The sequence below is a fragment of the Acinetobacter sp. Marseille-Q1623 genome (genome assembly GCF_902809895.1).
Lineage (GTDB): Bacteria > Pseudomonadota > Gammaproteobacteria > Pseudomonadales > Moraxellaceae > Acinetobacter > Acinetobacter piscicola_A.
This window is the reverse complement of the sequence record NZ_CADDWG010000001.1, coordinates 2,384,745-2,409,101: the sequence shown is the minus strand read 5'-3', so window position 1 is coordinate 2,409,101 and position 24,357 is coordinate 2,384,745. Positions and strand designations below refer to the sequence as shown.

General features: G+C 38.5%; 23 protein-coding genes, 1 pseudogene and 1 riboswitch. Of the genes and pseudogenes, 13 read left to right on the top strand and 11 right to left on the bottom strand.

The annotated features are described in order from the left end of the window. Positions 1-91: 91 nt before the first annotated feature. Entirely contained in the window at positions 92-1,009 is a 918-nt protein-coding gene (gene xerD / locus HUV91_RS11515; protein WP_174493446.1) for a site-specific tyrosine recombinase XerD, read from the bottom strand. Between the two features lie 168 nt (positions 1,010-1,177). Between xerD and HUV91_RS11510 the strand changes: the two genes are divergently transcribed. The 5 genes from HUV91_RS11510 (at position 1,178) to ftsW (ending at position 6,534) form a co-directional block, all read left to right on the top strand. Then, positions 1,178-1,447, top strand: coding sequence for a FeoA family protein (locus HUV91_RS11510; protein ID WP_130074496.1), 270 nt, complete (start codon positions 1,178-1,180; stop codon positions 1,445-1,447). Next, on the top strand, positions 1,444-3,303 hold the full coding sequence (feoB, locus tag HUV91_RS11505; RefSeq protein ID WP_174493445.1) for a ferrous iron transporter B: 1,860 nt from the start codon (positions 1,444-1,446) through the stop codon (positions 3,301-3,303). Before HUV91_RS11510 ends, feoB begins: the two co-directional genes overlap by 4 nt. A 30-nt stretch (positions 3,304-3,333) precedes the next feature. Next, positions 3,334-3,585, top strand: coding sequence for a DUF6587 family protein (locus HUV91_RS11500; RefSeq protein ID WP_174493444.1), 252 nt, complete (start codon positions 3,334-3,336; stop codon positions 3,583-3,585). Between the two features lie 356 nt (positions 3,586-3,941). Continuing rightward, positions 3,942-5,288, top strand: a complete 1,347-nt coding sequence (murD, locus tag HUV91_RS11495; RefSeq protein ID WP_174493443.1) for a UDP-N-acetylmuramoyl-L-alanine--D-glutamate ligase — start codon at positions 3,942-3,944, stop codon at positions 5,286-5,288. A gap of 22 nt (positions 5,289-5,310) precedes the next feature. Then, entirely contained in the window at positions 5,311-6,534 is a 1,224-nt protein-coding gene (ftsW, locus tag HUV91_RS11490; RefSeq protein WP_174493442.1) for a putative lipid II flippase FtsW, read from the top strand. A 41-nt stretch (positions 6,535-6,575) separates the two neighbouring features. Here the strand turns inward: ftsW and HUV91_RS11485 are convergent, their stop codons facing one another. The 8 genes from HUV91_RS11485 to HUV91_RS11450 all read right to left on the bottom strand — a co-directional run bounded on the left by HUV91_RS11485 (position 6,576) and on the right by HUV91_RS11450 (position 14,472). Further along, positions 6,576-6,797 (bottom strand): zinc-ribbon domain-containing protein, encoded by a 222-nt coding sequence (locus HUV91_RS11485; RefSeq protein ID WP_130074501.1) that lies wholly within the window; start codon positions 6,795-6,797, stop codon positions 6,576-6,578. A gap of 76 nt (positions 6,798-6,873) precedes the next feature. Continuing rightward, positions 6,874-7,794, bottom strand: a complete 921-nt coding sequence (gene gluQRS / locus HUV91_RS11480) for a tRNA glutamyl-Q(34) synthetase GluQRS (RefSeq protein ID WP_174493441.1) — start codon at positions 7,792-7,794, stop codon at positions 6,874-6,876. Between the two features lie 2 nt (positions 7,795-7,796). Then, the gene (gene dksA, locus HUV91_RS11475) at positions 7,797-8,324 is read right to left on the bottom strand and encodes an RNA polymerase-binding protein DksA (RefSeq protein WP_130074503.1); all 528 of its coding nucleotides are present in this window, start codon (positions 8,322-8,324) and stop codon (positions 7,797-7,799) included. 208 nt (positions 8,325-8,532) lie between these two features. Beyond that, positions 8,533-9,342 (bottom strand): 3',5'-cyclic-AMP phosphodiesterase, encoded by an 810-nt coding sequence (gene cpdA, locus HUV91_RS11470; protein WP_130074504.1) that lies wholly within the window; start codon positions 9,340-9,342, stop codon positions 8,533-8,535. A 10-nt stretch (positions 9,343-9,352) separates the two neighbouring features. After that, entirely contained in the window at positions 9,353-9,973 is a 621-nt protein-coding gene (locus HUV91_RS11465) for an NUDIX domain-containing protein (protein ID WP_130074505.1), read from the bottom strand. Between the two features lie 78 nt (positions 9,974-10,051). Further along, positions 10,052-11,947 (bottom strand): phosphomethylpyrimidine synthase ThiC, encoded by a 1,896-nt coding sequence (gene thiC / locus HUV91_RS11460; protein ID WP_174493440.1) that lies wholly within the window; start codon positions 11,945-11,947, stop codon positions 10,052-10,054. Positions 11,948-12,089: 142 nt separating this feature from the next. Then, a riboswitch (TPP riboswitch) is annotated at positions 12,090-12,199 on the bottom strand. A 52-nt stretch (positions 12,200-12,251) separates the two neighbouring features. Continuing rightward, the gene (locus tag HUV91_RS11455; RefSeq protein WP_174493439.1) at positions 12,252-13,265 is read right to left on the bottom strand and encodes a hypothetical protein; all 1,014 of its coding nucleotides are present in this window, start codon (positions 13,263-13,265) and stop codon (positions 12,252-12,254) included. A 124-nt stretch (positions 13,266-13,389) separates the two neighbouring features. Next, positions 13,390-14,472, bottom strand: coding sequence for a hypothetical protein (locus HUV91_RS11450; RefSeq protein ID WP_174493438.1), 1,083 nt, complete (start codon positions 14,470-14,472; stop codon positions 13,390-13,392). Positions 14,473-14,855: 383 nt separating this feature from the next. On the opposite strand from HUV91_RS11450, the gene phoU reads away from it, so the two are divergent. Continuing rightward, complete coding sequence (gene phoU, locus HUV91_RS11445) at positions 14,856-15,578, top strand: phosphate signaling complex protein PhoU (protein WP_130074509.1); 723 nt, start codon at positions 14,856-14,858, stop codon at positions 15,576-15,578. A gap of 613 nt (positions 15,579-16,191) precedes the next feature. On the opposite strand, the gene HUV91_RS11440 is transcribed toward phoU, so the two are convergent. Next, complete coding sequence (locus HUV91_RS11440; protein WP_068972953.1) at positions 16,192-16,461, bottom strand: oxidative damage protection protein; 270 nt, start codon at positions 16,459-16,461, stop codon at positions 16,192-16,194. Between the two features lie 39 nt (positions 16,462-16,500). After that, positions 16,501-17,931 (bottom strand): argininosuccinate lyase, encoded by a 1,431-nt coding sequence (gene argH, locus HUV91_RS11435; RefSeq protein WP_174493437.1) that lies wholly within the window; start codon positions 17,929-17,931, stop codon positions 16,501-16,503. On the opposite strand from argH, the pseudogene HUV91_RS11430 reads away from it, so the two are divergent. The 7 genes and pseudogenes from HUV91_RS11430 to HUV91_RS11400 all read left to right on the top strand — a co-directional run bounded on the left by HUV91_RS11430 (position 17,922) and on the right by HUV91_RS11400 (position 24,144). After that, a pseudogene (locus tag HUV91_RS11430) lies at positions 17,922-19,074 on the top strand (sensor histidine kinase). The gene argH and the pseudogene HUV91_RS11430 sit on opposite strands and share 10 nt — an antisense overlap. Positions 19,075-19,125: 51 nt before the next feature. Beyond that, positions 19,126-19,863, top strand: coding sequence for a LytR/AlgR family response regulator transcription factor (locus tag HUV91_RS11425; RefSeq protein WP_174493436.1), 738 nt, complete (start codon positions 19,126-19,128; stop codon positions 19,861-19,863). 92 nt (positions 19,864-19,955) lie between these two features. Further along, positions 19,956-20,879, top strand: a complete 924-nt coding sequence (gene hemC / locus HUV91_RS11420; protein WP_174493640.1) for a hydroxymethylbilane synthase — start codon at positions 19,956-19,958, stop codon at positions 20,877-20,879. Further along, complete coding sequence (locus HUV91_RS11415; protein ID WP_130074513.1) at positions 20,879-21,661, top strand: uroporphyrinogen-III synthase; 783 nt, start codon at positions 20,879-20,881, stop codon at positions 21,659-21,661. Before hemC ends, HUV91_RS11415 begins: the two co-directional genes overlap by 1 nt. After that, complete coding sequence (locus HUV91_RS11410) at positions 21,658-22,503, top strand: hypothetical protein (protein WP_174493435.1); 846 nt, start codon at positions 21,658-21,660, stop codon at positions 22,501-22,503. The genes HUV91_RS11415 and HUV91_RS11410 overlap by 4 nt, the downstream gene beginning before the upstream one ends. A 1-nt stretch (position 22,504) precedes the next feature. Continuing rightward, a complete protein-coding gene (locus tag HUV91_RS11405) occupies positions 22,505-23,701 on the top strand; it encodes a heme biosynthesis protein HemY (RefSeq protein WP_174493434.1) in 1,197 nt (398 codons plus the stop codon). A gap of 11 nt (positions 23,702-23,712) precedes the next feature. Beyond that, positions 23,713-24,144, top strand: a complete 432-nt coding sequence (locus HUV91_RS11400; protein ID WP_130074516.1) for an acyl-CoA thioesterase — start codon at positions 23,713-23,715, stop codon at positions 24,142-24,144. Positions 24,145-24,357: the final 213 nt, after the last annotated feature.

The window sequence follows — 24,357 nt, the reverse complement described above, 5'->3', positions numbered from 1 at the left end:
GGTTTTGAATGAAGAAGCATAGCAAAAAAATGAATGGCATACGTTAAAACTTGATTAAGGGCTGTAAAATGACGATATATAAAATTTAGAATTAAGCCCGTGGATGATGTTGTGCATGCAGCTGTTGCATGCGGACTTGAGCAACATGGGTATAAATTTGTGTGGTCGATAAATCACTATGTCCAAGTAACATTTGTACGACACGCAGGTCTGCCCCATGATTGAGTAAGTGTGTTGCAAAGGCGTGTCGAAGTGTATGTGGTGACAGTTCTGTTTGAATATTGGCTTGTAAGGCATAACGTTTAATCGCATACCAAAAATTTTGTCGACTCATGATGCCGCCATGTTGGGTGAGAAATAAATAATCCGTACTACTTTTATAAAGTTGAGAGCGGGCTTCATTTAAATATTTTTCCACCCATTCACAAGCGATTTGTCCTAAAGGCACTAAACGCTCTTTATTGCCTTTACCTACAATGCGTAAATAGCCTTGTTTTAAATTAATTAAATCTAAACGTAAATTCAGTAGTTCACTGACACGTAAACCACAAGCGTATAGTACTTCTAGCATTGCACGGTCACGTAGTCCTAAAGCGGTTGTTAAATCAGGGGCTTGAATCAGCGCATCGACATCTTGTTCCGAAAGATCTTTAGGCAGGGCACGTCCAATTTTTGGGGTTTTATGTGCCACCATGGGATTGTCTAGACGGATTTTTTGTTCACGTAAAAATTTGTAAAAAGAACGCAAAGCAGAAAGACTACGGGCAATAGAGCGGGGGCTTTTGCCTTGTTTGGTCAAGTTAATCATCACATCGGAAATATCATCATGTGACCATGTGGGTAAATATTGCGTTGAGCATTCACTACATTGAATGAGGTCAGAAAGATATGCATTACGGGTGTGTGGGCTAACCGTTTGGGCAATTAAATAGTCTTTATAACCATTTAAAAAGCTCAAGTGTTCAGGAATCGTAACAGCCGTAGGAGTGCGGGGTTTTTTATTGAGCATTATGGAAAACGACGATTTTTAAAAGCGATAAGAGGAATGTAGACCAAAAAAATACAGAAGTCGAACCTAGATAGAGAATGAGAATTGTAATCAAACCTTACTTGGTAATTATTCTCATTTGTATGTATAATCGACATAAATACCGTTTCTTTTTTAGGATCAGTTGCAGTGCGTTTGTCAGAATTGAAAGTGAAGCAGACTGCTATTATTACTAAAGTTAATCGAACATTAGCCGATAATTCAAGTCAACCCGATCTCGTTGCGAGTCGTTTAGAAACCTTAGGTTTTGTGCCTGGTACAACGGTGCAAGTGATTACCAAAGGGATTTTTGGTGGCGATCCAATTTTAATTCAGGTTGGATTTACCCGTTTTGCCTTGCGTAAAATCGAAGCGGCACGTATTGAAATTGATCAAAATCTACAAGGAGCTTCCGCATGAGCGAAACTTTACGAGTTGCTTTAGTCGGGAATCCTAACTGCGGTAAAACATCACTTTTTAATCATTTAACAGGAACACGTCAAAAGGTTGCCAACTATGCAGGGGTAACCGTTGAACGTAAAGTTGGGGCATTTACTTTACCTTCAGGGCGAGCTGTACGTGTATTGGACTTACCTGGTGCTTATAGCTTAAATGCAACCAGTCCAGATGAAGCAATTACTCGTGATGTAGTTATGGGTAAAATTGCGGAAGAACAAGAACAACATGCTTTTTTGTGTGTGGTGGACGCAACCAACTTAAAGTTACACTTGGGTTTAGTGCTTGAAATTATTGCACAAGGCAAACCGATTCTACTTGTATTGAACATGATGGATGAAGCGCGCCGTCGTGGTATGCAAATTAATGTTGAAAAGCTTGCACAGCGTTTAGGTGTACCAGTCGTTGAAACTGTTGCTGTGCGTAATGCGGGTATTGAAAACCTGATGAGCGCACTTGATCAAGAAAAATTCCGTATCCCAGATGCTGCATTAAGTGATGTGATTTTGACGGGTTCAAATCATGACAAAGTCACACAGATTCTAAAAGATGTGGTGATTTTTGTTGATCACGAAGACAAGCGTACAGACTTTCTGGATAAAATCTTTTTGCATCCTGTCTTGGGCTTAGCAAGTCTTGCGTTGATGATGTTTGTGGTTTTCCAAGCTGTGTTTGCTTGGGCAGAACCCATCATGACGCTGATTGAAGATGGATTTGCATGGCTAGGTGAATTTGTCGGTCAATTTATCTCAGCGCCATTGCTCAATAGCCTTGTGGTTGATGGTGTGATTGCCGGCGCAGGTGGTGTGGTCGTATTCTTGCCACAGATTTTGATCTTGTTTTTCTTTATTTTGGTTTTGGAAGAATCAGGCTATCTACCGCGTGCAGCATTTTTGTTAGATAAATTAATGTTTAAAGCGGGTTTAAGTGGTCGTTCATTTATTCCATTATTGTCTAGTTTTGCCTGTGCTGTACCTGGCATTATGGCGACACGAAGCATTAGTGATCCACGAGATCGTTTGACCACAATTTTTGTAGCGCCGCTGATGACATGTTCGGCACGTTTACCTGTCTATGCTTTACTCATTGCTGCTTTTATTCCATCACAAACAGTATGGGGCTTTTTAAATTTACAAGGTTTAGTGCTATTTGCTTTGTATATGTCAGGTATTGTGAGTGCCTTGATTGTCGCAACGGTATTGAAGTTCTTCCAAAAAGATAAATCTGCACATGCATTGCTGATGGAACTGCCAAGTTACCGTATTCCAGATCTTAAAAGCGTTTGGATTGGCTTACTTGACCGTGCCAAAATTTTCTTAAAACGTGTCGGTGGGATCATTTTCGCTTTGTCGATTTTGTTGTGGTTCTTGTGTACGTTCCCGCAACCTCCTGAAGGTGGAACATTGCCTGCGATTGATTATTCTTTTGCAGGTATGTTAGGGCATTTGATGCAACCAATTTTTGCACCACTGGGCTTTAATTGGCAAATTTGTATCGCTCTTATCCCTGCAATGGCAGCACGTGAAGTGCTCGTTGCATCTTTAGGTGTAGTTTATGCACTTTCTGCAACGGATGAAGATGCTGTAACTCAAGGTTTATCGCAAATTATCAGCCAAGGTGATTTAAGTTGGTCATTGGCGACTGGTTTATCTTTATTGGTTTGGTTTATCTATGCACCGCATTGCCTAGCAACTTTAGCAACGGTAAAACGTGAAACAGGTTCATGGAAAACAGTTGCAGGCATGACGGCTTATTTATTTGGTTTGGCGTATTTAATGTCTTTTCTGACTTACCAAATTGCAACTCATTATTTTGGTTGATAAGACCTCACAAAACTTAAGGAGTTTGAGATGGTTGAATTATTGATTATTACAGCATTGGTGATTTGGAGTGCGATCTTTGTGTTTAAAAAGGTTTTTCCAAAATCAGCGTATTCGGTATTTTCAAAACTGGCTCAGTTGTGTAGATCGCGTGGTTGGAATGGTCTAGCCAAATGGTTACAACCTGCGATAGTTACAGGCTGTGGCGGTGGATGTGGTTGTTCAAGTAGTGACGCACCAGCACAGAAAAAAGTTGAAGTCCAAGCCGTAAAATGGAAATAAAAACTTAAAATATATCGAAAGCCATTCTCATATTAGGGTGGCTTTTTTATGCTGAGAATACAAATGAAAAATAAAGTGAATGATTTTGGGATGTAGTTTGTAACGGAGTTAAATTTAGATATTGCACCGATTATACCGAAAGCGCTTCAGAGTAAATAAAAAAATAAAGCGATTTAAATATATTGATTTGTGATGCAGGCAGATCGATGCTACACAGATCTGATTCAATAAAATATGACAGTTTTTTTACGCACTGACACAAAAAATTATAGATAAAGTGAAAACATAAAAAGCTTTCAAATCTGCAAAGTGCTAACATTTTGCAAGTTTCAAAATTTACTCTGAGTGGGACAAAAATGTTAATTCAACGTGGTGGCTTAAAAGTCGTTGCTGGTCTAGGTATTTCGGGTGTTTCAGCAGTTAATTTTTTATATGAAAAAGGCTACCGCGTTGCAGTAACGGATTCACGTGAAGTTCCGCCGGGGCATGACAAAATTCCAAGCGATGTGCAAACCAGTTTTGGGCATTTTGACCAAGACTTATTATTACAAGCCGAAGAAATCATTATTAGCCCAGGGCTTGATCCAAAGCTGCCAGAAATTCAAGCTGCAATTGCGCAAGGTATTCCTGTCATTAGTGAAATTCAGGTTTTACGCCGTGCAACAGATAAACCCATTGTGGCGATTACTGGCTCAAATGCCAAAAGTACAGTAACCACTTTAATTGGCTTAATGGCACAAGAGGCAGGGGTGAAAGTCGCTGTTGGTGGCAATCTCGGTCGTCCTGCATTGGATTTAACGCATGATGATCCTGATGTTTATATTTTAGAACTCTCAAGTTTCCAACTTGAAACGACTTCTAATCTCAATGCTGAGGTTGCAGTTGTGCTGAATATGAGTGAAGACCATTTAGACCGTCATGGTGATATGTTTGGTTATCACGCAGCAAAACATCGCATTTTCCAAGGAGTTAAAAAAGTTGTATTTAACCGTGATGATTCATTGACTCGTCCTTTAGTCCCTGATGTTACACCGATGCAAAGCTTTGGTTTAAATGCACCTGATTTAAATCAATACGGTGTTTTACGTGATGATGATGGCACCATGTGGTTGGCACGTGGTCGTGAGCGTTTATTGAATAGTGCAGAGATGTATATTCAGGGGACGCATAATGTAGCCAATGCTTTGGCCTGTTTAGCATTGGGTGAAGCGATTGGTTTAGCTTTAGATAAAATGTTAGCAACCTTAAAAACCTTTAAAGGCTTAGAGCATCGTTGTGAGTTTGTTAAAGAGGTCAATGCTGTACGTTATTATAACGACTCCAAAGGCACCAATATTGGGGCAACTTTGGCAGCAATTGATGGTTTAGGTGCGGCAATTGAGGCGAAAGGTGGCAAAGTTGCCATCATTTTAGGTGGTCAAGGCAAAGGACAAGACTTTACTGCATTACGTGAATCTTTAACAAAATATGCCAAAGTTGCGGTGCTGATCGGTGAGGATCGTCCTATTATTGAAAAAGCCATTGAAGGAACTACAACACTTCTACACGCCGAGTCTTTACAAGAAGCGGTAGAATTGTGCCAGCAAAATACCCGTGCAAACGATGTCGTTTTACTTTCACCCGCATGTGCAAGTTTTGATATGTTTACAGGCTATCCTGAGCGTGGTCATCGCTTTGTAGACTATGTAAATGCACTAAACTAAAAAGAATCATAAGGATAACAGTATGGCTGGGTTAGCTCAGACAACAGTCAATAAAATTATAGCGGTATGTGAGCGTTGGATTCCAAAGCTTCCTGCGGAAATCACACCACGTAATTTACTTATTTTTTGTGTCATTTCACTGTTGTGTCTTGGCACCGTAATGGTGGCTTCGGCATCTATGCCTTATGCAGAGCGTATGCATGAAGCCCCATTTCATTATGTGATTCGTCATGCAATTTCGATTGTAGTGGCGGCGATTGCAGCAACGATTACCTATCGTATTAGTTTAAATGTATGGTTTAAAAACACTTTTTTACTGTGGTTTATTACCATTCTTTTGCTTGCTGCAGTCCTTGTGGTCGGGACAGAGGTCAACGGTTCGACACGTTGGATTCGGATTGCAGGGTTTACCCTACAGGCAACGGAAGTTGCTAAAGTCGTGATGATTATTTTCACTGCCGATTATGTGGTGCGCCGTTCGACTGAGGTGAAATACGGTTGGTCAGGTTTCTTTGTCTTGAAGAGCTGGAAAGGGCTTGGGCGATTGGCGGTGGTGATGGGGCTGACCGTATTGTTGATTCTACTTGAGCCTGACTTAGGGGCAACAGTGGTGATTGTTGCTTCAATGCTGGGAATTTTCTTTCTTGCAGGTGCTCCAGCCATTCAGTTCGGGATTGCATTTGGGGCAATTATTGCCGCATTTATCTTCTTGATTATTTTTGAGCCTTATCGTTACGACCGTCTGATGTCATTCTCAAATCCTTGGGCAGACCCATTAGGTACAGGTTATCAATTGTCTAATGCTTTGATGGCATTTGGTCGTGGTGAATGGACGGGTGTAGGTTTAGGACACAGTATCCAAAAAATGTCATATTTGCCTGAAGCACATACTGACTTTATGTTGGCGATTTTAGGTGAAGAATTTGGGTTCTTTGGCATTTCGACTGTTTTAATTTTGTCTTTTGGTATGCTGTTTTGCTGTATTCGCATCGCACATCGTGCCTTGAAACATCAATACTTACGCGCAGGTTATTTGGCATATGGTATTAGTATTATTTTCTTGTTACAGATTTTGGTGAATGCAGGGATGAATATGGGGATGTTGCCAACCAAAGGTTTAACGTTACCCTTTATTAGTTATGGTGGTTCATCACTCATCATGTGTGCGGTCATGATCAGTTTGATTTTGAAAATTGATGCCACAACCCGAGTGACCAATCCAAGCAAAGAAGAATCGAGTTTTTAAATTTGATTTTGTGTGGTTAGATTAAAAAATGGTGCTATGAATTAATGTTCTAGCACCATTTTTGGCATATGCGTACCACAATTTTGACACACTAATGCGCTTTGTTTGGGCTTGGACACAGGAAAAATTCGAATAAAAAATAATGAAAAATAGCTGCGTTGAGTCTGTATTTCATAACTAGTATGTATCTTACACACGGGACAGATAAATTGTCCTTGATCGGTTTTGATGGTTTTGGGCGAGATTCCAAAGATAAAGAACATCATGCACCTCAAGTAAATAAGCAGAATAATGACTTCAATATAACGATTTTTTGTTTAAAAAACGAGCATTGTTATTTTATTTGAAAATGCCTTGAATCTCAGTACCTTTCGGAATACGTTGCACATCCCATTGTGCGCTTGCTTGAGCGAGCATTTTATGGGGTTGGTCTAGATCTACAGGTAATTGACCTAAGGCAGAAATTGCCTGTTGTAGGAGTTGTGGTGCTTGCTGAATATCGAGTGCTTGGGCTAAATTTTGCTTAGACAGTTTTTGCCCTTGATCATTCATTGCTAAAGGCAGATGCAGGTATTGTAATGGCGGATAGCCAAGACATTGTCCTAGCCAGATTTGCCGTTCAGTATTATCTAAAAGGTCGGCACCACGTACCACATGGGTGACACCTTGCAAATAATCATCGACGACTACGGCGAGTTGGTAATTAATGATGCCATCACGACGTTTTAAAACAAAATCACCTAAATCCTTTTGAAGATTTGAACAATGCTGACCTTGTAAGTGATCTGTAAAACAAATGATTGAATCTGAAACTTTGATCCGAATGGCTTGATCTTGGAAAGCTAAACCTTTTTCTCGACAAGTGCCTGCATAAATATGATTGGAACCCAACATTTTGCGAGTACATTCACAGGCATAAACTAGATTTTTTTGTTTCAGTTGCTCAATGACGGCTTCATAAATATCTAGACGATCTTTTTGATAAATGATCTTTACATCAGACTCAAATTCAAAAGCGTCTAAGCATTGCAGAATATGTTGTTCACTGTTGGGATAGATCCGTGGAATATCTGTATCTTCAATACGGACGATCCACTGACCATGGTGTGCTTTGGCATCGCAGTAACTCGCAACTGCGGTAATGAGTGACCCAAAATGCAAAGGGCCGGTTGGCGATGGCGCAAACCGACCCACATAAGCCATCCTATTATCCGCCTCCTTTTTTAAAGGAGGGGTTAGGGGAGGATTATTGAATAGCATAATTAACCGTTATTCTGCTTCTCTTTGATTTCTGCAAGTGTTTTACAGTCGATACATAAAGTCGCAGTTGGACGTGCTTCTAAACGACGTAAACCAATTTCGATCCCACAAGTTTCACAGAAACCATAATCATCATTTTTAATCGCTTCAATTGATTGCTCAATTTTACGAATCAATTTACGCTCACGGTCACGGGTACGCAGTTCAATAGCAAATTCTTCTTCTTGTGTTGCACGGTCATTGACGTCAGGTAAAGAAGAAGACTCATCTTGCATGGTATTTAAAGTACGGTCTACTTCAGACATTAACTCAGCTTTCCATGCAAGTAAAATACTGCGGAAATGCTCAAGTTGCCCTTCAGACATATATTCTTCATTTTTCTTAGGCTGATAAGGCTCAATACCAAAAAGACTTGCAGTGCTCCCGCCTTCAGTCGCTTTGGGCTTGGTTTTACGTACACGTTTTACAGACTTGTCGTCCAAAACATCGGTTTGTTCGTCCAAGACTTGGTTTTGGTTGTCATTCGCCATAAAGGGCATTCCTCATCATATACGTATGGTTATACGTAAAAAATATGGTGATATGCAAGTATTTTTATCGCTACCGATAGAATGCTGCTATCGGGGGTCGTCATCATATAGACTTTTTCACTAAGATGAAAGCAGTCAAGCTTGCTATTTCGAACTCAAACTCCATTTGAGGTGGAATAACTTAAAGCAAAAATAGCAAAATGAAAAGTTAATAACCTGAAATTTCGTTATTTATTGTTTGATTATAATCTTTTAAGCGAAATATAGCGCTTTCAAATTGCCCATCAGATTTTAAATGTAAATAACGGTAACCAGGTGCTGCCTCATCTAAGGCAAAATTTTCACTTAAAGGCTTAAACTGTGCACAGGTCGCAGGTGTCGATAAAAACTGGATATTGTTCCACACATGAATCGACTCCTGATGAACATGCCCAAACAATACTGCTTTAATATGGGTAAATTGTGACAACAACGTGGTAAGTTGATCGGTATTTTTAAGTTTGTGCTGATCAATCCACTGTGAATGCATCTCAAAAGGATGATGATGACAGGCTAAAATCACAAATTTATCTTGAGTTTGTTGCAGCAAGTGCGTTAAGTGAAGCAGTTGTTCAGTCTGAATCCAACCATCCACTTGTTTGGGAACTGCACTATTGAGCAAAATAAAGCACCAATCGCCTATTTCTACACATGCAGGTTCAGGAAGAGGCATTAAAAAAGGAAATAAGTTGAGGTCATCATGATTTCCTGGAATTTGGAAAAAAGGAATGCCTAAGCTTTGCATATACGCTTGATAGCGTTGATAGGTTTCAGTCGTGGCTTGCTGAGCTAAATCACCTGTATGTACAATCGCATCGATATGTGGATGTTCTTGTAAGATTTGTGCAATCACAGCATGAAAATTTTGTTCGGGTGAAATACCAATAAAATGCTCATTGGGGTCAGTCATCAAATGTGTATCTGAGATCTGAATAATAACAGGCTCACGATTTTTCGAGTTGATCTGATATGTGGACATGTCGATCCCTCTATAACGTATTCAACGATGAAATGTGTTGTTTTAACCATTGTAATGCGATAATAATCGGCGCATTACACAGACGACTTCCCGTCAAAAGCTCATCCAAAACAGCATAATCTAAAATATGCAGTTGAATATTTTCCCCTTCATCTGCGACACCAAAAATACCACCTGTCTCAGGCAGTTCTGCTTGGGCAGTATAAAGATGGAAAATTTCATTACATGCGCCTGCGGATGGGTAAAAACTAAAGATATGGTGTAGTTGACTGAGTTCACAGCCTGACTCTTCTAGACTTTCTCTACGAATGCAACTTTCAGGGGATTCATCAGCATCAAGTACCCCTGCAATAATTTCCAGTTGCCAAGGTGAAACAATATCGTCCATTGCCCCAATACGAAACTGTTCAATTAAGGCAAATTTTTGTTGTTGATCGTTATAAATCAGTACACCCGCAGCTTCTTTACGTTGAATGAGCTCTCTTTGAATCGTCGGTGTATAGGTATTTTTTTGAAATAAGCGATGTCTTAAACTAACTTTTTCGACACGTATAAAACCTGAATACAATATGTCACGAGATTGTATTTCAACATCTTGATGAGAATAAGTCGCACGTTGGATAATATTCATGTATGAAAAAATTAGGATGAAACGTAGTCGTTCCATCCTAACGGAGAATTGATTAAAGACAAATCATTTTTTAAAGCTTTAAACTTTATGGTACAACTTTTGTCCATGTTCCTGATAAGCGGTTTTCATGGCAGCGAGACCTGCTTCAACATCAGGATTCACTTGAGTATTTTGCTCAACTTTATCTTGATTTTGTGCATAATCACGCACATTTTGCGTAATTTTCATTGAACAGAATTTTGGACCACACATTGAACAGAAGTGCGCTGATTTGTGCGCTTCTTTAGGCATGGTTTCATCATGCATAGAGCGAGCCGTATCAGGGTCTAAACTTAAGTTAAATTGATCTTCCCATCGGAACTCAAAACGAGCTTTAGACAAAGCATTGTCACGGACTTGCGCACCCGGATGGCCTTTGGCAAGGTCGGCAGCGTGTGCCGCAATTTTATAAGTGATGATGCCATCTTTGACATCTTTCTTATTGGGTAAACCAAGATGTTCCTTTGGTGTGACATAACAAAGCATTGCCGTGCCATACCATCCAATCATGGCTGCTCCAATGGCTGAAGTGATATGGTCATAACCTGGTGCGATATCCGTAGTTAAAGGACCAAGCGTATAAAATGGCGCTTCCTTACATACTTCGAGTTGTAAGTCCATATTTTCCTTGATCATGTGCATCGGCACATGTCCCGGACCTTCAATCATGACCTGAACATCATGTTGCCATGCGCGATGAGTGAGTTCACCTAAAGTACGCAATTCTGAGAATTGTGCTTCGTCATTGGCATCTTGAATACATCCTGGGCGTAAACCGTCTCCTAGACTGAATGACACATCATAGGCTTTCATGATTTCACAAATGTCATCGAAATGGGTGTAGAGGAAGTTCTCTTGGTGATGTGCGAGACACCACTGTGCCATGATTGAACCGCCACGTGACACGATGCCTGTTAAGCGATTCGCAGTCATCGGTACATAGCGTAAGAGTACGCCTGCATGAATAGTAAAGTAGTCCACACCTTGTTCAGCTTGTTCAATCAGCGTGTCTTTGAAAATTTCCCAAGTCAGGTCTTCTGCTACACCATCGACTTTTTCTAAAGCTTGGTAAATCGGTACTGTGCCAATCGGTACAGGTGAATTACGGATAATCCATTCACGGGTCTCGTGAATATTTTTTCCCGTCGACAAATCCATGATGGTGTCTGCACCCCAACGCGTTGCCCATGTCATTTTCGATACTTCTTCATCAATTGATGAGCCAAGTGCTGAGTTACCGATGTTGGCATTAATTTTCACCAAGAAATTACGACCAATAATCATGGGTTCGCATTCAGGGTGGTTAATATTGGCTGGAATAATGGCACGACCTTCCGCAACTTCTTTACGCACAAATTCAGGGGTAATTTCCATCAGGTTACGTGCGCCAAAATTTTGTCCTGCATGTTGACGCATATCTACGCCTTCACGCTGACGCTGATTTTCACGAATCGCGATATATTCCATTTCAGGAGTAATAATGCCTTGTTTGGCATAGTGCATTTGAGAGACATTTTTGCCTGCTTTAGCGCGACGAGGTTTTTGAATATGCGCAAAGCGAATGTCTGCAGTACGAATATCTTTTAAACGTTCCTGTCCAAATTTTGAAGTTAAGGTGTCGAGGCGTTCTGTATCTGCACGTTCCTCAATCCATGTTTCGCGAACATTGGGTAAACCTTTGTTCAGGTCAATCTGTACATTTGGGTCGGTATACACGCCTGAAGTGTCATAGACCATGATGGGTGGATTTTTTTCACCGCCTAAGCCTGTTGGCGTATCGGTCAGTTCAATTTCACGCATTGGGACTTGGATGTCAGGACGTGAACCTTGGATATAGACTTTTTTAGATGCAGGTAAAATACGAGTCAGATCTTTAGCTTCTTGCTCATGTTGTGCAAGTTGATCGACAGGGGATAGATTCGTTAATTGGTTCATTGCAATGATCCTTATGAATGACATCAACGAATCAAGCACGACCAAAAACAGGGGGCAGTGACATCTATTTTCTGGCTATCATTTACATTTATGTCTGTAAATTCAGGTATTTCTACAAAAATAGCGCAACTTTAGGCTGCAGTTTTTAGGTGGGCTTGATTCCTACGCAGGTTTTAACCTGATCAGGTTCAACGGTACTCATCTTCATTAGATGATCTCAGCGAGGGCATACTCGCGCTCCGTCAAGCGATGCCACGATACTAACATGACATGTCGAAAAAAACATCTAGATTTAATGGCATGGTTAAGGGGTGTCATTGCATAAAGCATACTGATGACAATCACGGCGATCATTGCGTGGTTTTAAGTTCATGTATTGTTTTACAAAATCATATGCTTGTTGTTCGTCACTTAATGTTGTTGCTGGCTCGGCCAATGCTTCAGCATAAAATTGTGCACTGAGCACGAGCGGTGTATCAGGTTGTCTACTTAGCCAATCGAGGGCTTGTTGGGTTTCAGGCTGAAGGGTGAAATGATGCTTAGAAAAGCTAAATGCAGGTGAATTCTCTGAGCCGATAAAGATCAAATACTGATACTCATTCAATAATAATTCAGCATCTTTAATATACCTACTCTGTGGATATTGTTTGATATAGTTTTCCCAAAATAATGCACGTTCAGCAAGAGCCTGACCTGAAATCGCAATGGCTGCATCTGAATATAAAATATCGGCATTGTCCTTTGCCATGCGTTGTATAAAAACCGCTTCGGCTTGAGGTAAGTAAGCAGCAAACATATCTACTGTATATTGCGGATGTTGTTTAAGTTCAAAATAACCTTCACCTACATCTAGAAATTGAATGTATTGTTTACCCACTTGATCCATTAAATATTGATCGCGCTGTGGTAAATTTTTCTTGATCGTTGCAGCATCTCCCTGTCCTAAATCTTTTGCATTGTCAGGGTAAAATAGAGCATAACCATAGGTATTTAGCCCTTGCATCGATTCATCCCCTGAAGATGTTGTTAAAAAACGCTGATACATCAAATTTGTGCTTTCAAGCAGTTGATAAATTTGTGTATGGTTGAGGTTTTTTATACATTTTTTCAGTGTGCTATTGGTCACTGCAAGTTGTTGAATCGAACTTTTTTGATCAATTTGAGACAGAATTGCTTTGGTGTCAGAAAAACAATCCACAGTTGTTAATATGTGCTGTACTTTTTCTTGTGTTATGTCAGGTTGTTCTGTTGCCTGATTTTTTTGCTGACAAGCACTGAGCGTCATACAACAGAGCAGGGAAGAAACTATTTTTTTCATGAAGTTGGCTTTATTGTTAAATCTATGAATTTAAAAACGGAAGTCGGTTGTAAAGACCGATTTGATGAGCATACCTAAAATCAGATGAATGAAGAACATTTTTGCTTAACAAAATATAGATCAGTTAGTTATCTGGTGACATACAAATAGAATCATTAAAACAATCACGACTTTTCGGCGTTACACTCACATTTTTTAAATTTAAAAACTGATTGAGCTGTGCCACAGCCAATTGATGAGGATCATTTTTGACTTGATTGTACTGGGAGGCTGGCAACACAATTTTCTCTAAGCGTTGTTCAGGTGTCATGTTGATGTATTCAACGAATTTATGCGCCTGCTTGGCTAAAGTACTGTCATTTTGTTGCGATAACGCTTCTATTTCCAACCAAACCGATGCTGAAATGTCACTCGCGTCAATATACTGCTCTGAAACAGGAGATGTTTCTAAGCCCTTGAATAATAAAGCCTGATAAGTTTGAGCTAAATATTGTGCATCTTTTAAATAATGACTTTTGGGATAACTTTGAATATAACTTTCCCAAAAAATAGCCCGTTGAACAATTTCATTTGGCGTAATATTCAGCTTTTGATTTTGCAATAAGAGCTGACCATTTTGTTCTGCTAAATGTTCAATAAAAACACGTTCTGCTTCTGGTAAATAAGGTGCAAAGACCTTCGCTAAATATTGTGGGTTACGGCGATAAAAAATTTGTTTTGGACCTTGGTCAACCAATTCAATATAGGCTTGTCCTTGATGCCGAATTAAATATTGATCTCGAATATTTAATTGTTCGAAATGATTTTGTTGAATGGTTGGGTAGTCTGATTTACCCAATGCATAACTTTCAAAGGCAAGTTGCTGGGTAGCGGTACGTTCAATTTTTAAAAATTGCTTATACATTTGGTTGGACAAATCAATTAACTCTTTTTGCTCGTCCCATGCCATTAAAGGTAAACATAAACGAATATCTTGATTGACTTGCTCAATCGCTAAAGCGGTACGCTGAGCATTCATTGCCAACATTTCTTTTTTTAAATTTTCACAAATTAATGTCAAATCAGGTTGTACTTTTTCTGATTTAGGTGCTTCTTTGGTTTCAACTGCCATTTCGGGTTCAGGTTTTTGGCATGCTGAAAGTACAGCACACAGGCTGAATACAATACTCAATGACTTTAGAGGTTTAAGTGAGCAATTAAAATTCATTTGATCATGAAAAACAGAACAGTAGGGAGATTTGATAGAAGCTATTTTCATCTAAATTAGGCTGAAAGAATGCAATATTTTGTAGTTTTGTGCAGCGAATACGTTAATTATTTACATCTTTTAGCGCATAAAGGCTGTATTTTGACAATAGCAGTTTTTAGATGACTTCATTGTAAGATACCATTAAACATTACTTTATGATTGGTACTTTGAAAGACATGCTAAACCCTAAGTATTTTATGACATTTTAGTCTGAAATATATGGAATTTACTATGTTGCAATGATGCTCAATATTTTAAATTTGTCATCAAAACTTCATAATAGGTATGTTTAAATACGCCAATTTCATTCATGTCATTTTACTTGTTGTGGAGTAAGCACCTTGAGTCTCAATAATCCTGCCTTAGGGCATCACATTTCTTCACAATTTAATGAAGATTTACAAGGTGTAAATACTAAGTTTATGACAATGGGGGGATTGGTTGAACAGCAAGTGGCAAATGCAATTCATGCATTATTAGATACCAATGCGAATTTAGCCATTGATGTACAATTTCAAGATAATGCAGTCAATCAATTTGAACGTGAAATTGATGAAGCTTTGACACTCATTTTGGCGCGCCGTCATCCTGCTGCAATTGATTTACGTATGGTGATTGCCATGAGTAAAGCCAATACTGATTTAGAACGTATTGGTGATGAAGCTGCTAAAATTGCTCGGATTGCACAAACTCTATGTGAAGAAGGTCAGTCACCACGTGGTTATATGGAAACCCGTCATATCGGTAACCAAGTGCGTGTGATGATTCATGATGCATTGGATGCATTTGCACGTATTGATGCAGAGCAAGCTTTAAAAGTCTTGTTGGCGGATGCAGATATCGATCGTGAGTATCAATCAGCTACACGTACCTTGATGACTTATATGATTGAAGATCCCCGTCATATTAGTCGTGTGATCAATGTCATGTGGGTTTTACGTTCACTTGAACGTATTGGGGATCATGCGCGTAATATTTCAGAACAAGTCATTTATATCGCAAAAGGCTTTGATGTGCGTCATACTAAAATTGAAGAAATTGAAGAAAAAGTACAAGGTAAATAAGCCGTTTAAATTTTGATATTTTTACAAGAGCCTTAGCGAAAGTTAGGGCTTTTTTATGTTAAAAATAATGTTGTGATAGTGTATTTGAAAAAATTGAGACAAAAAAATTCCTAGATTTTTGGGGGAAAATCTAGGAAAGAAAACAGAAATATTCTGGAGAATATTTATCTAATGGATTGTCTTGGGGGAACAATGTTTCATTAGCTGATGTGATTATAGTATAAAAAAAAACTGCAACAGTCATGATGACTCCTGTGTGTTGAATGTAAAATTGCATTTCAGCGTGTAATTAAAAATCCTAAATTGACTCCGTGGGTATGTTTTATAATCATTTTTTTGTAAAATTCGCTGAAATATCTGAGCTTTATTTTATCCAAAATAAGTATATTATTGATCTCTCAGTCAATTTTTTATGGCATGGCTTAATTTGATGATAAAAGATTATCAATGCGATTGAGTTTGTTCTTAAATTAAAATTTATTTACCTGTTTGAAAATGATTTTGCAAAACATAAGACGGAACATAAAAAAGAATCCCCAAATATGGAGATTCTTTCATATTAAAGTCTATGTGGACTTCATTCTTGTCTTGAATGTAAAGAAAGCAGTGTTTTTTACTCAGGTTTTAACCCTTCAGCTTTTTCCAATGATTCATCATTGTTAAAGAATTTTTCACGTTGTTCTTCGAGAAACTTTTTCGCATCAGGTTCAAACACATTTAAACGTTTTTCATTGATTAACGTGGTTTGGTGTTTTAACCATTCTTGCCAAGCTTGCTTCGAGATAGTGTCAAATAGTTCTTGACCCTTTGCACCAGGAAAAGGTGCAAAGTCTAAAGCGTCCATTTCTTTTTGATATTTACGGCAAAATACTTGTCGAGACATATCAATACTCCAATTGACCTAAAGTTAAACTTAAAAAAATTAAGCGTATAGTTTTTCCAAACGTGTATAAGCACGTTGAATGGCAGCTTCAACTTGAGCAGGTGCAGTACCACCAATGTGATTACGGGCATTGACTGATGCTTCAAGGGTAAGCGCTTTTTCAAATACATCTGCTTGAATCAAGTCAGAGAATTGTTGTAGTTGCTCAAGTGTGAGTTCAGACAAGTCTTTGCCTTCTTGCACGCCTAACGCCACCGCTTTACCGACAATTTCATGTGCGTCACGGAACGCAACGCCATTTTTAACGAGGTAATCAGCCAAATCTGTAGCAGTTGAGAAGCCACGAAGCGCCGCTTCACGCATGATTTCAATGTTCGGTACTAATGCAGGAATCATGTCAGCAAATGCCATCAATGAACCACGCACTGTATCAATTGCATCAAACAATGGTTCTTTGTCTTCTTGGTTGTCTTTGTTGTATGCCAACGGTTGGCCTTTCATAAGGGTCAAAAGACTCATCAAGTCGCCATAAACACGACCCGTTTTACCACGGATCAACTCAGGTACATCTGGGTTTTTCTTCTGTGGCATGATCGATGAACCTGTACAGAAACGGTCAGGAATATTGACAAATTTAAACTGTGCAGATGTCCAAAGGATCATTTCTTCAGACATACGCGACAAATGCATCATGATGAGTGATGCGGCAGCATTAAATTCAATACCAAAGTCACGGTCAGATACAGCATCAAGTGAGTTTTCACATACTGCTTCAAAACCTAAAAGTTCAGCCGTATAGGCACGCTCGATTGGATAGGTTGTTCCTGCAAGTGCTGCAGAACCTAAAGGTAAACGATTGACACGTTTACGGCAGTCAATAAGACGCTCAGAGTCACGAACGAGCATCTCGAACCACGCCATCAAATGATGACCAAAGGTTACAGGCTGTGCTGTTTGTAAATGGGTAAAGCCCGGCATAATGGTGTTGGTGTTTTGAGCAGCTAAACCTAAAATACCTTTTTGTAATTTTTCAAGTAATTGTAAAATGGCATCAATTTCATCACGTACATATAAACGGATGTCAGTTGCAACTTGGTCATTACGGCTACGTCCAGTATGAAGTTTTTTACCAGTAATACCAATACGTTGAGTCAAGCGTGACTCGATATTCATATGCACATCTTCAAGGTCGATGCGCCATTCAAATTGACCTGCTTCAATCTCAGCTTTAATGGTGTTTAAACCATTGATAATGTCGTTACGTTCTTGTTCTGTTAAAACACCTACTTTTGCAAGCATGGTTGCATGCGCAATAGAACCAGCAATATCTTGTTTATAAAAGCGTTGGTCAAATTGAACAGATGCTGTAAATTCAGCAACAAAAGCATCAGTTGCTTCAGAAAAACGACCGCCCCACATACCCGAAGTTTGGGCTTGTGACGGATTTGAGGAATTAGAAGATGTGGTCATGTCGGCTCATTTAAAAAAGCAATAGAACTGGAAAATAGTATAGCAAATTCAAGCTTACTTTCCGCAGCGCAGTAACATGAATCTGGTTTAAATATGCAAAATGCTCAAAATCGTCCACATTTTTTTAGCAAAATTAGCCAATGGCAATATTTTATTGAGCTGTTTATTGGCAGTAATGTCCTGGCACTTGTCTTGGCTTTGGCGGAGGCGCAAGCATGGTCAGATTTACAATTTAGTCATGTGATTCAATATGTTTTATATATCAATTGGATTTTATTGGCATTTACGGCTTGGGTTGATTTTTTCCAAGATAAACTCAAAAAAATGAGCGATTTAAACGCAGCAATTTTCGGTTTTATCTTGCTTGAGTTGATTGTTTTTATCACCACGATTGTTTTAAATTGTGTGCTGTATTGGGGAGCGAACTTTTCTTTAACGCATTTAACCGCGGCTATTGTTTTTGAACATATTATTTTACATCTGAGTTATGGGGCGCTCTTGGGCGCATTTTGTTTGCGTTATATTTATATGCGTGGGCAATGGTTAAAACAGCAAAATAGTGAATTGAATGCACGTGTACAAGCGATGCAAGCAAGGATTCACCCGCATTTTCTATTTAATAGTTTAAATAGTGTGGTGAGTCTGATTAGTATTAATCCTGACAAAGCTGAACAGATGCTCATAGATTTATCTAAACTCTTTCGGGTGAGTTTTCAAGAGTTGAAATTGGTGAGTTTGGCTGAAGAAATTGAATTATCAAAAAAATACATTAGCATCGAACAAATTCGTTTGGGTGATCGTTTAAACGTAGAATGGAATATTCAACAACCTCAATTATTAAAGCAGGTTAAAATACCTTTACTCACATTACAGCCACTCATTGAAAACAGTATTTTTCATGGTGTTGAGCAGAAGCATATCAATGCTAAAATTGGGATATTGGTTGAAATATTGCAAAATCAAGTCACTATAGTCATTACTAACCCATTTATACAGGATAGAATAAATTCAAGAGAAGGACATGGCATAGCATTGGAAAATGTGAAACAGCGTTTAAAAGCGCATTTTGGTGAATCTGTTCAATTTCGGAGCATCGCAGGCAAAGAGCGTTTTACTACAGTGATGCAGTATCAATATAAGTAATACAATGACAGAGCAAAACATTAAAAGAATGATGATGCAAAAGGAGGGAGAATGGATATCCTAATTTGTGATGATGAGCCACTTGCGGTCGAGCGATTATCACGATTAGTAACGCAATTGGGACATCATGTGGTGGCAACGGCACAGCATGGACAAGAAGCACTCGAACTTGTCGAACATTACGCACCTGATGTGGTGCTATTGGATATTCAAATGCCTGAAATGGACGGATTAGAGTGTGCTAAACAATTAAGCCAATTTGACCCTATGCCTGCAATTATTTTTTGTACTGCATATGATGAACATGCATTGCAAGCAATTCAATCTCAAGCAAAAGGATATTTGTTAAAACCGATCGCAAAGGACGATCTAAATGATGTATTGGAGAGTTTAACTAAGTTAACTCAAGCGCAAATCACTAATTTAGAACAAAAAGAACTCATGGAAGAAAAAGTGCAAAGACAGCAAATTGCTGCAAAAACCTATCGTGGATTGGAGTTGATTCCAATTGAAAATATTTACTATTTTTTAGCAGATCAAAAATACGTCACTGTACGTCATAAAAATGGCAGTGTTTTGATTGATGAAACATTAAAAGACCTTGAGCAAGAATTTTCGGGTAAATTTATTCGTATTCACCGTAATGCACTCATTGCAATAGATTATTTGGATGGTTTGGAAATGGTTGCTTCAGGGCAATATCAGGTGCGCTGTCGTGAATTAGATGAAAAACTTGCAGTGAGTCGCCGTCATTTACCGAATTTAAGAGAGCGAATGCAGAACCTATAAAATAGAACAGATAGCTTCTGTGATAATTTTACTTGCTTTTTTAGAGCAGGAGGTTAAGTTTAGAGTGTTTAAACTGTGGCAAAGCTGAAATGATGAAGACCTTGAAAATAGCGACAAGACAAAGCCCACTTGCAATGTGGCAAGCTGAACACATTCGTGATCGTTTAGAGCAGTTGCATCCACAACTTCAAGTGGAGTTAGTGACGTTTGTGACGCAAGGTGACAAAATTTTAGATACGCCATTGGCAAAAATCGGTGGTAAAGGCTTATTTGTTAAAGAATTAGAAGCGGCTTTATTAGATGGACGAGCAGATTTAGCTGTACATTCAATGAAAGATGTTCCGATGCAGTTGCCAGAAGGTTTAGAGTTGGCAGTGATTTGTGAGCGTGAAGATCCTTTTGATGCTTTTGTGTCAAATCACTATGCAAAATTTGAAGATTTACCCCAAGGTGCAAAGCTTGGTACTTCAAGTCTACGCCGTAAATGCCAAGTATTAAAACAACGTCCTGATTTAGATGTGATTGATTTAAGAGGGAATGTTGGCACACGTTTATCTAAACTTGATGCTGAACAATATGACGCCATTATCTTGGCAAGTTCAGGTTTAAAGCGTTTAGGTTTGCATGACCGTATTCGTCATACACTTGCACCTGAGTTGAGTTTACCTGCGGTGGGTCAAGGTGCTTTAGGTTTAGAGTGTCGGAGTCATGACGAAGCAGTTTTGGACTTGATTATGCCGTTAATGCACCATGATACCAATGTCTGTGTCCGTGCAGAACGAGCTTTCAACGCCTATTTAGAAGGCGGGTGCCAAGTACCGATTGCAGGCTATGCAACCGTGCAACAGCAACAAATTCAGCTTGAAGGTCGTGTGGGTAGCCCTGATGGCCAAACACTATTGGTACAACGTGTACAAGGTGCTGAAGATCAAGCCGAGCAATTGGGTGTAGAATTGGCGAAAGCTTTACTTACATTGGGTGCGGGTGATTTACTCAAAGCACTTTATCAAGATTAATGTTATTTATTAATACCCGACCGACTGACCGTGCACAGGCACTCAGCCAAAATCTGATACAGGCAGGTATAGACACGATTGAACTGCCTTTATTAGAATTGTCTGCACACCCCTTTTCAAATGAATTAAAAGCACTCTATTCACAGCTTTTAAAAGCACAAATGATTGTGGTGGTGAGTCCAACGGCAGTCGAAATTGGGATGAGATATTTACAACAAAGTGGTGTGCAGCTTTCACAGCTACAGCACATTGAGTGGATTGCTGTGGGGCAAATGACCGCCCAAGCTTTAGCAAAATATCAAATCAGCAGCCATGTGCCTGAAGTAGAAACTTCAGAAGGTATGTTAGGACTAAGTATTTTTGAACATGTTCAACCTCTTAGCAAAATTGCTTTTTGGCGAGGTGAGGGTGGGCGGCAATTTATGATGCAACAATGCCAAGCACGTCAGCTTGAGGTGTTGAATTTTATTTTGTATGAGCGGCATTTGCCTGCCACAAGTTTGGCACAATATCGTACTATGCTGTTAAAGCTTGATCAGATGCACCAGCCTTATGTGGTGTGTATCAGTAGTGAAGCCAGCTGGCTCAATTGGTTACAGTTAAACCAAGAAAACTTGAAGTTGGTTGATCAGTGCCATTATTTAGTTTTAGGTGAGCGTTTGTATCAAATTTTGCAACAATATAAGAAAAAAATGACAATGTGTTTTAATATCAGCACACTTCCAAATTTAAAAACGGTGACTGTATTGCAGCAGATTCAACTATTGCAAAGGAATATATGAAGAAGTTTATCCATTTCTTATTTTTTATCGCATTGGCATGGTTAGGTAAACTTAGTTACGACTTTTATCATATTTCTCAACAACTGGCTGATATTCAAAATACTTTGCATCAAAGTGAGCAAAAAAATGCCACTTTGAATGACCAAGTGGTGGCATTACAACGCGATCCCACAGTGGTAAATAGTGTACCTGCGAAAAATGTACCGAATAGTTTGCCGAGTAAAACATTAGAAATACAAAGTATTCAGCCATCTACTGTGATTAAACAACAGTTAGAATTGGTGCAGTTTGCCTTACAACAGCAACAATATATTTTTGCCGTAGAGCAATTGGTGCAGCTGAACCTGCAGGTAGAAAAATATAATTTAGCTGACTCGTTAAAAAATAGTTTACGTCAAGCGATTCAAAAAGATATACAAGCGATTCAAAAGTTTAGTCAAGCCCGAGATGTGCAGCAGGAACAGCTCAATCATGTATTGCATCAACTAGATCAAGCGATTCAAGTCGAGATTCAACAACCTCGTTTAAGTCCTGCTCAACAGAATCCTGAACATTTTTGGCAGCGTTGGTTGCAGGTACAACGTGTTGATCGTTCTGCCAATGAATTGGTGAATCGTCGTTTAATTCTAAAAGAAACTCAGCTACGTATTATTTTGGCACAAAACGCGTTATTGCGTGGCGAATATGTTGAATACCAAAATATGCTCAATCTAGTGATTCAACAATTAGATCCGTTGCCTGATGCACAAAGTCAGAAATTTAAACAAAAATTATTACAAATTAAACAAATGCCTATTTTATCAGTGCCAAAACTCAATACAACCACAGTATTGGGAGCATAAGATGAAGCAAATTTTGGGCGTCTATAGTTTTGTTGCTTTAATTCTGCTAGCTGTTTTGAGTTTGCTGAGTTATTCCTCAGGTGCTGGCTATATTTATGTTTTGTGGCGTGATATTCAAATCCAGACCAATATTTGGGTGGTGGTTTTCTTCTTCCTGTTGTTGAGTTTTATGGTGCATAGCACTTGGTATTTGATGAAGCGCTATCTGAATCAAGAGCGCCGTAAATTGGAAAATACCTTTAGTTTTAGCCGTTTGCATCCTTATGAACAATTGGGTGTGGTGTGGTTACTCGAAGGTGAAAGTGAGAAACAAGAATTTATTCAAGAAGTGTTTAATCAATCTGGTTTGTTAAAAAATATTATTCAAGCTCGGTTGTTATTTCGTGCTCAGCATTATACTGAAGCGTTAACTGCTTTGGAGCAGAGCTCAACAGCAGCTTTTGAGCTCGCGGAAATACAACGCATTAAAATTTATTTGGCAGAAAATCAAGCACAGCAAGCACTGACACATTTAGAGTTTTTGAGTGGACATGAATTATCACCGTGGTTAAAGCAAGTCAGTCAAGCCTATGCGCATAAATTACAAAATTTATGGGGAGCATTTGCGATTAAATTTCCATTTGAATATTTACACTCGACGCAGTTTGCTGCCTTATTAAATGAAGAAACACAACGACTTTGGTTGACTGAATTGCTTTCTAAGCTCGAAACGGCTACAGCGAAAGAAAATGAACTGATTCAACAACGTTATCTACTTGCGGCTGAGCATTTGACAGATTTGTCTTATGAGATAAAGGTATTGTGGTTGAAAGTATTAACTCATTATCCTGAAATGAGTCAACAGCATCAAAATTTGGCATTGCAATTATTAAATGAAAAATTTGATCAGGATGTATTTTATTTATTATTCCAGCATTATTTATTACGCCAGAACCCAGATTATGAATATATTGAACAACAAATCGAGTATTTAGAAACTAAGTATTCAGGTATTCCTGTATTTGCATTTGCGAAGTGGCATATCTATAACGCTACTGGTAAAACTCAAAAAGCAGAACAATTGTTATCACTTTATCCCGATGATCCATTGATGAATTATTTGAGAATTAAGTCCACTTTAAATGGTAATGATGATTTAATTTTACAGTTAAATTCGATTTTTGAAAATGATGCAAATTTTGTGAAATTTAAAATTTAAGGGTTATATATATGTTGGAATTATCAAACTATCCAATTGTTTATGAGCAAAAAGTCGCATGGGGAGATATGGATGCATTTGGACATGTTAATAATGTGCAATATTATCGTTATATAGAAAGTGCACGTATTGCATATTTTGATGCCTTAAATGTATTGGCTGAAGATATATTAACTGTGGTTGCATCAAGTCAATGTAAATACTTAAAACCTGTGTTCTATCCAGATCAATTAAAGATTTATACACGTATTGAAGAAATGCGTAATAGTGCGATTCGTATGCATTATGTTTTATATAGCATGCAACAAAACCAAGTTGTAGCAGAAGGTGAAGCTGTTGTAGTCTTTGTGGATAAAATCGAAATGAAAAAAACTACTATTCCAGTTATTTTAAGACAAAAAATAATTGATTTAGAAAATCAAAGTGGAAATAACTTAAAATAATATACATCCTTAAGATTAGTAAAAAGTGTCCTTTAGAAATGTTTTATTTGGGTTTTGGATATAAAAAGTCAAGATTACTTATTAAGTAAGGAATATGGTGTATATTAATTATTCATGTATAATCAAAATAACTTTATTTTTTTGTTGATTTTATGTGAATGAATAAAGGGTTTAGTATTGCTAATTAATATTATTAAAAATAATATAATAGCG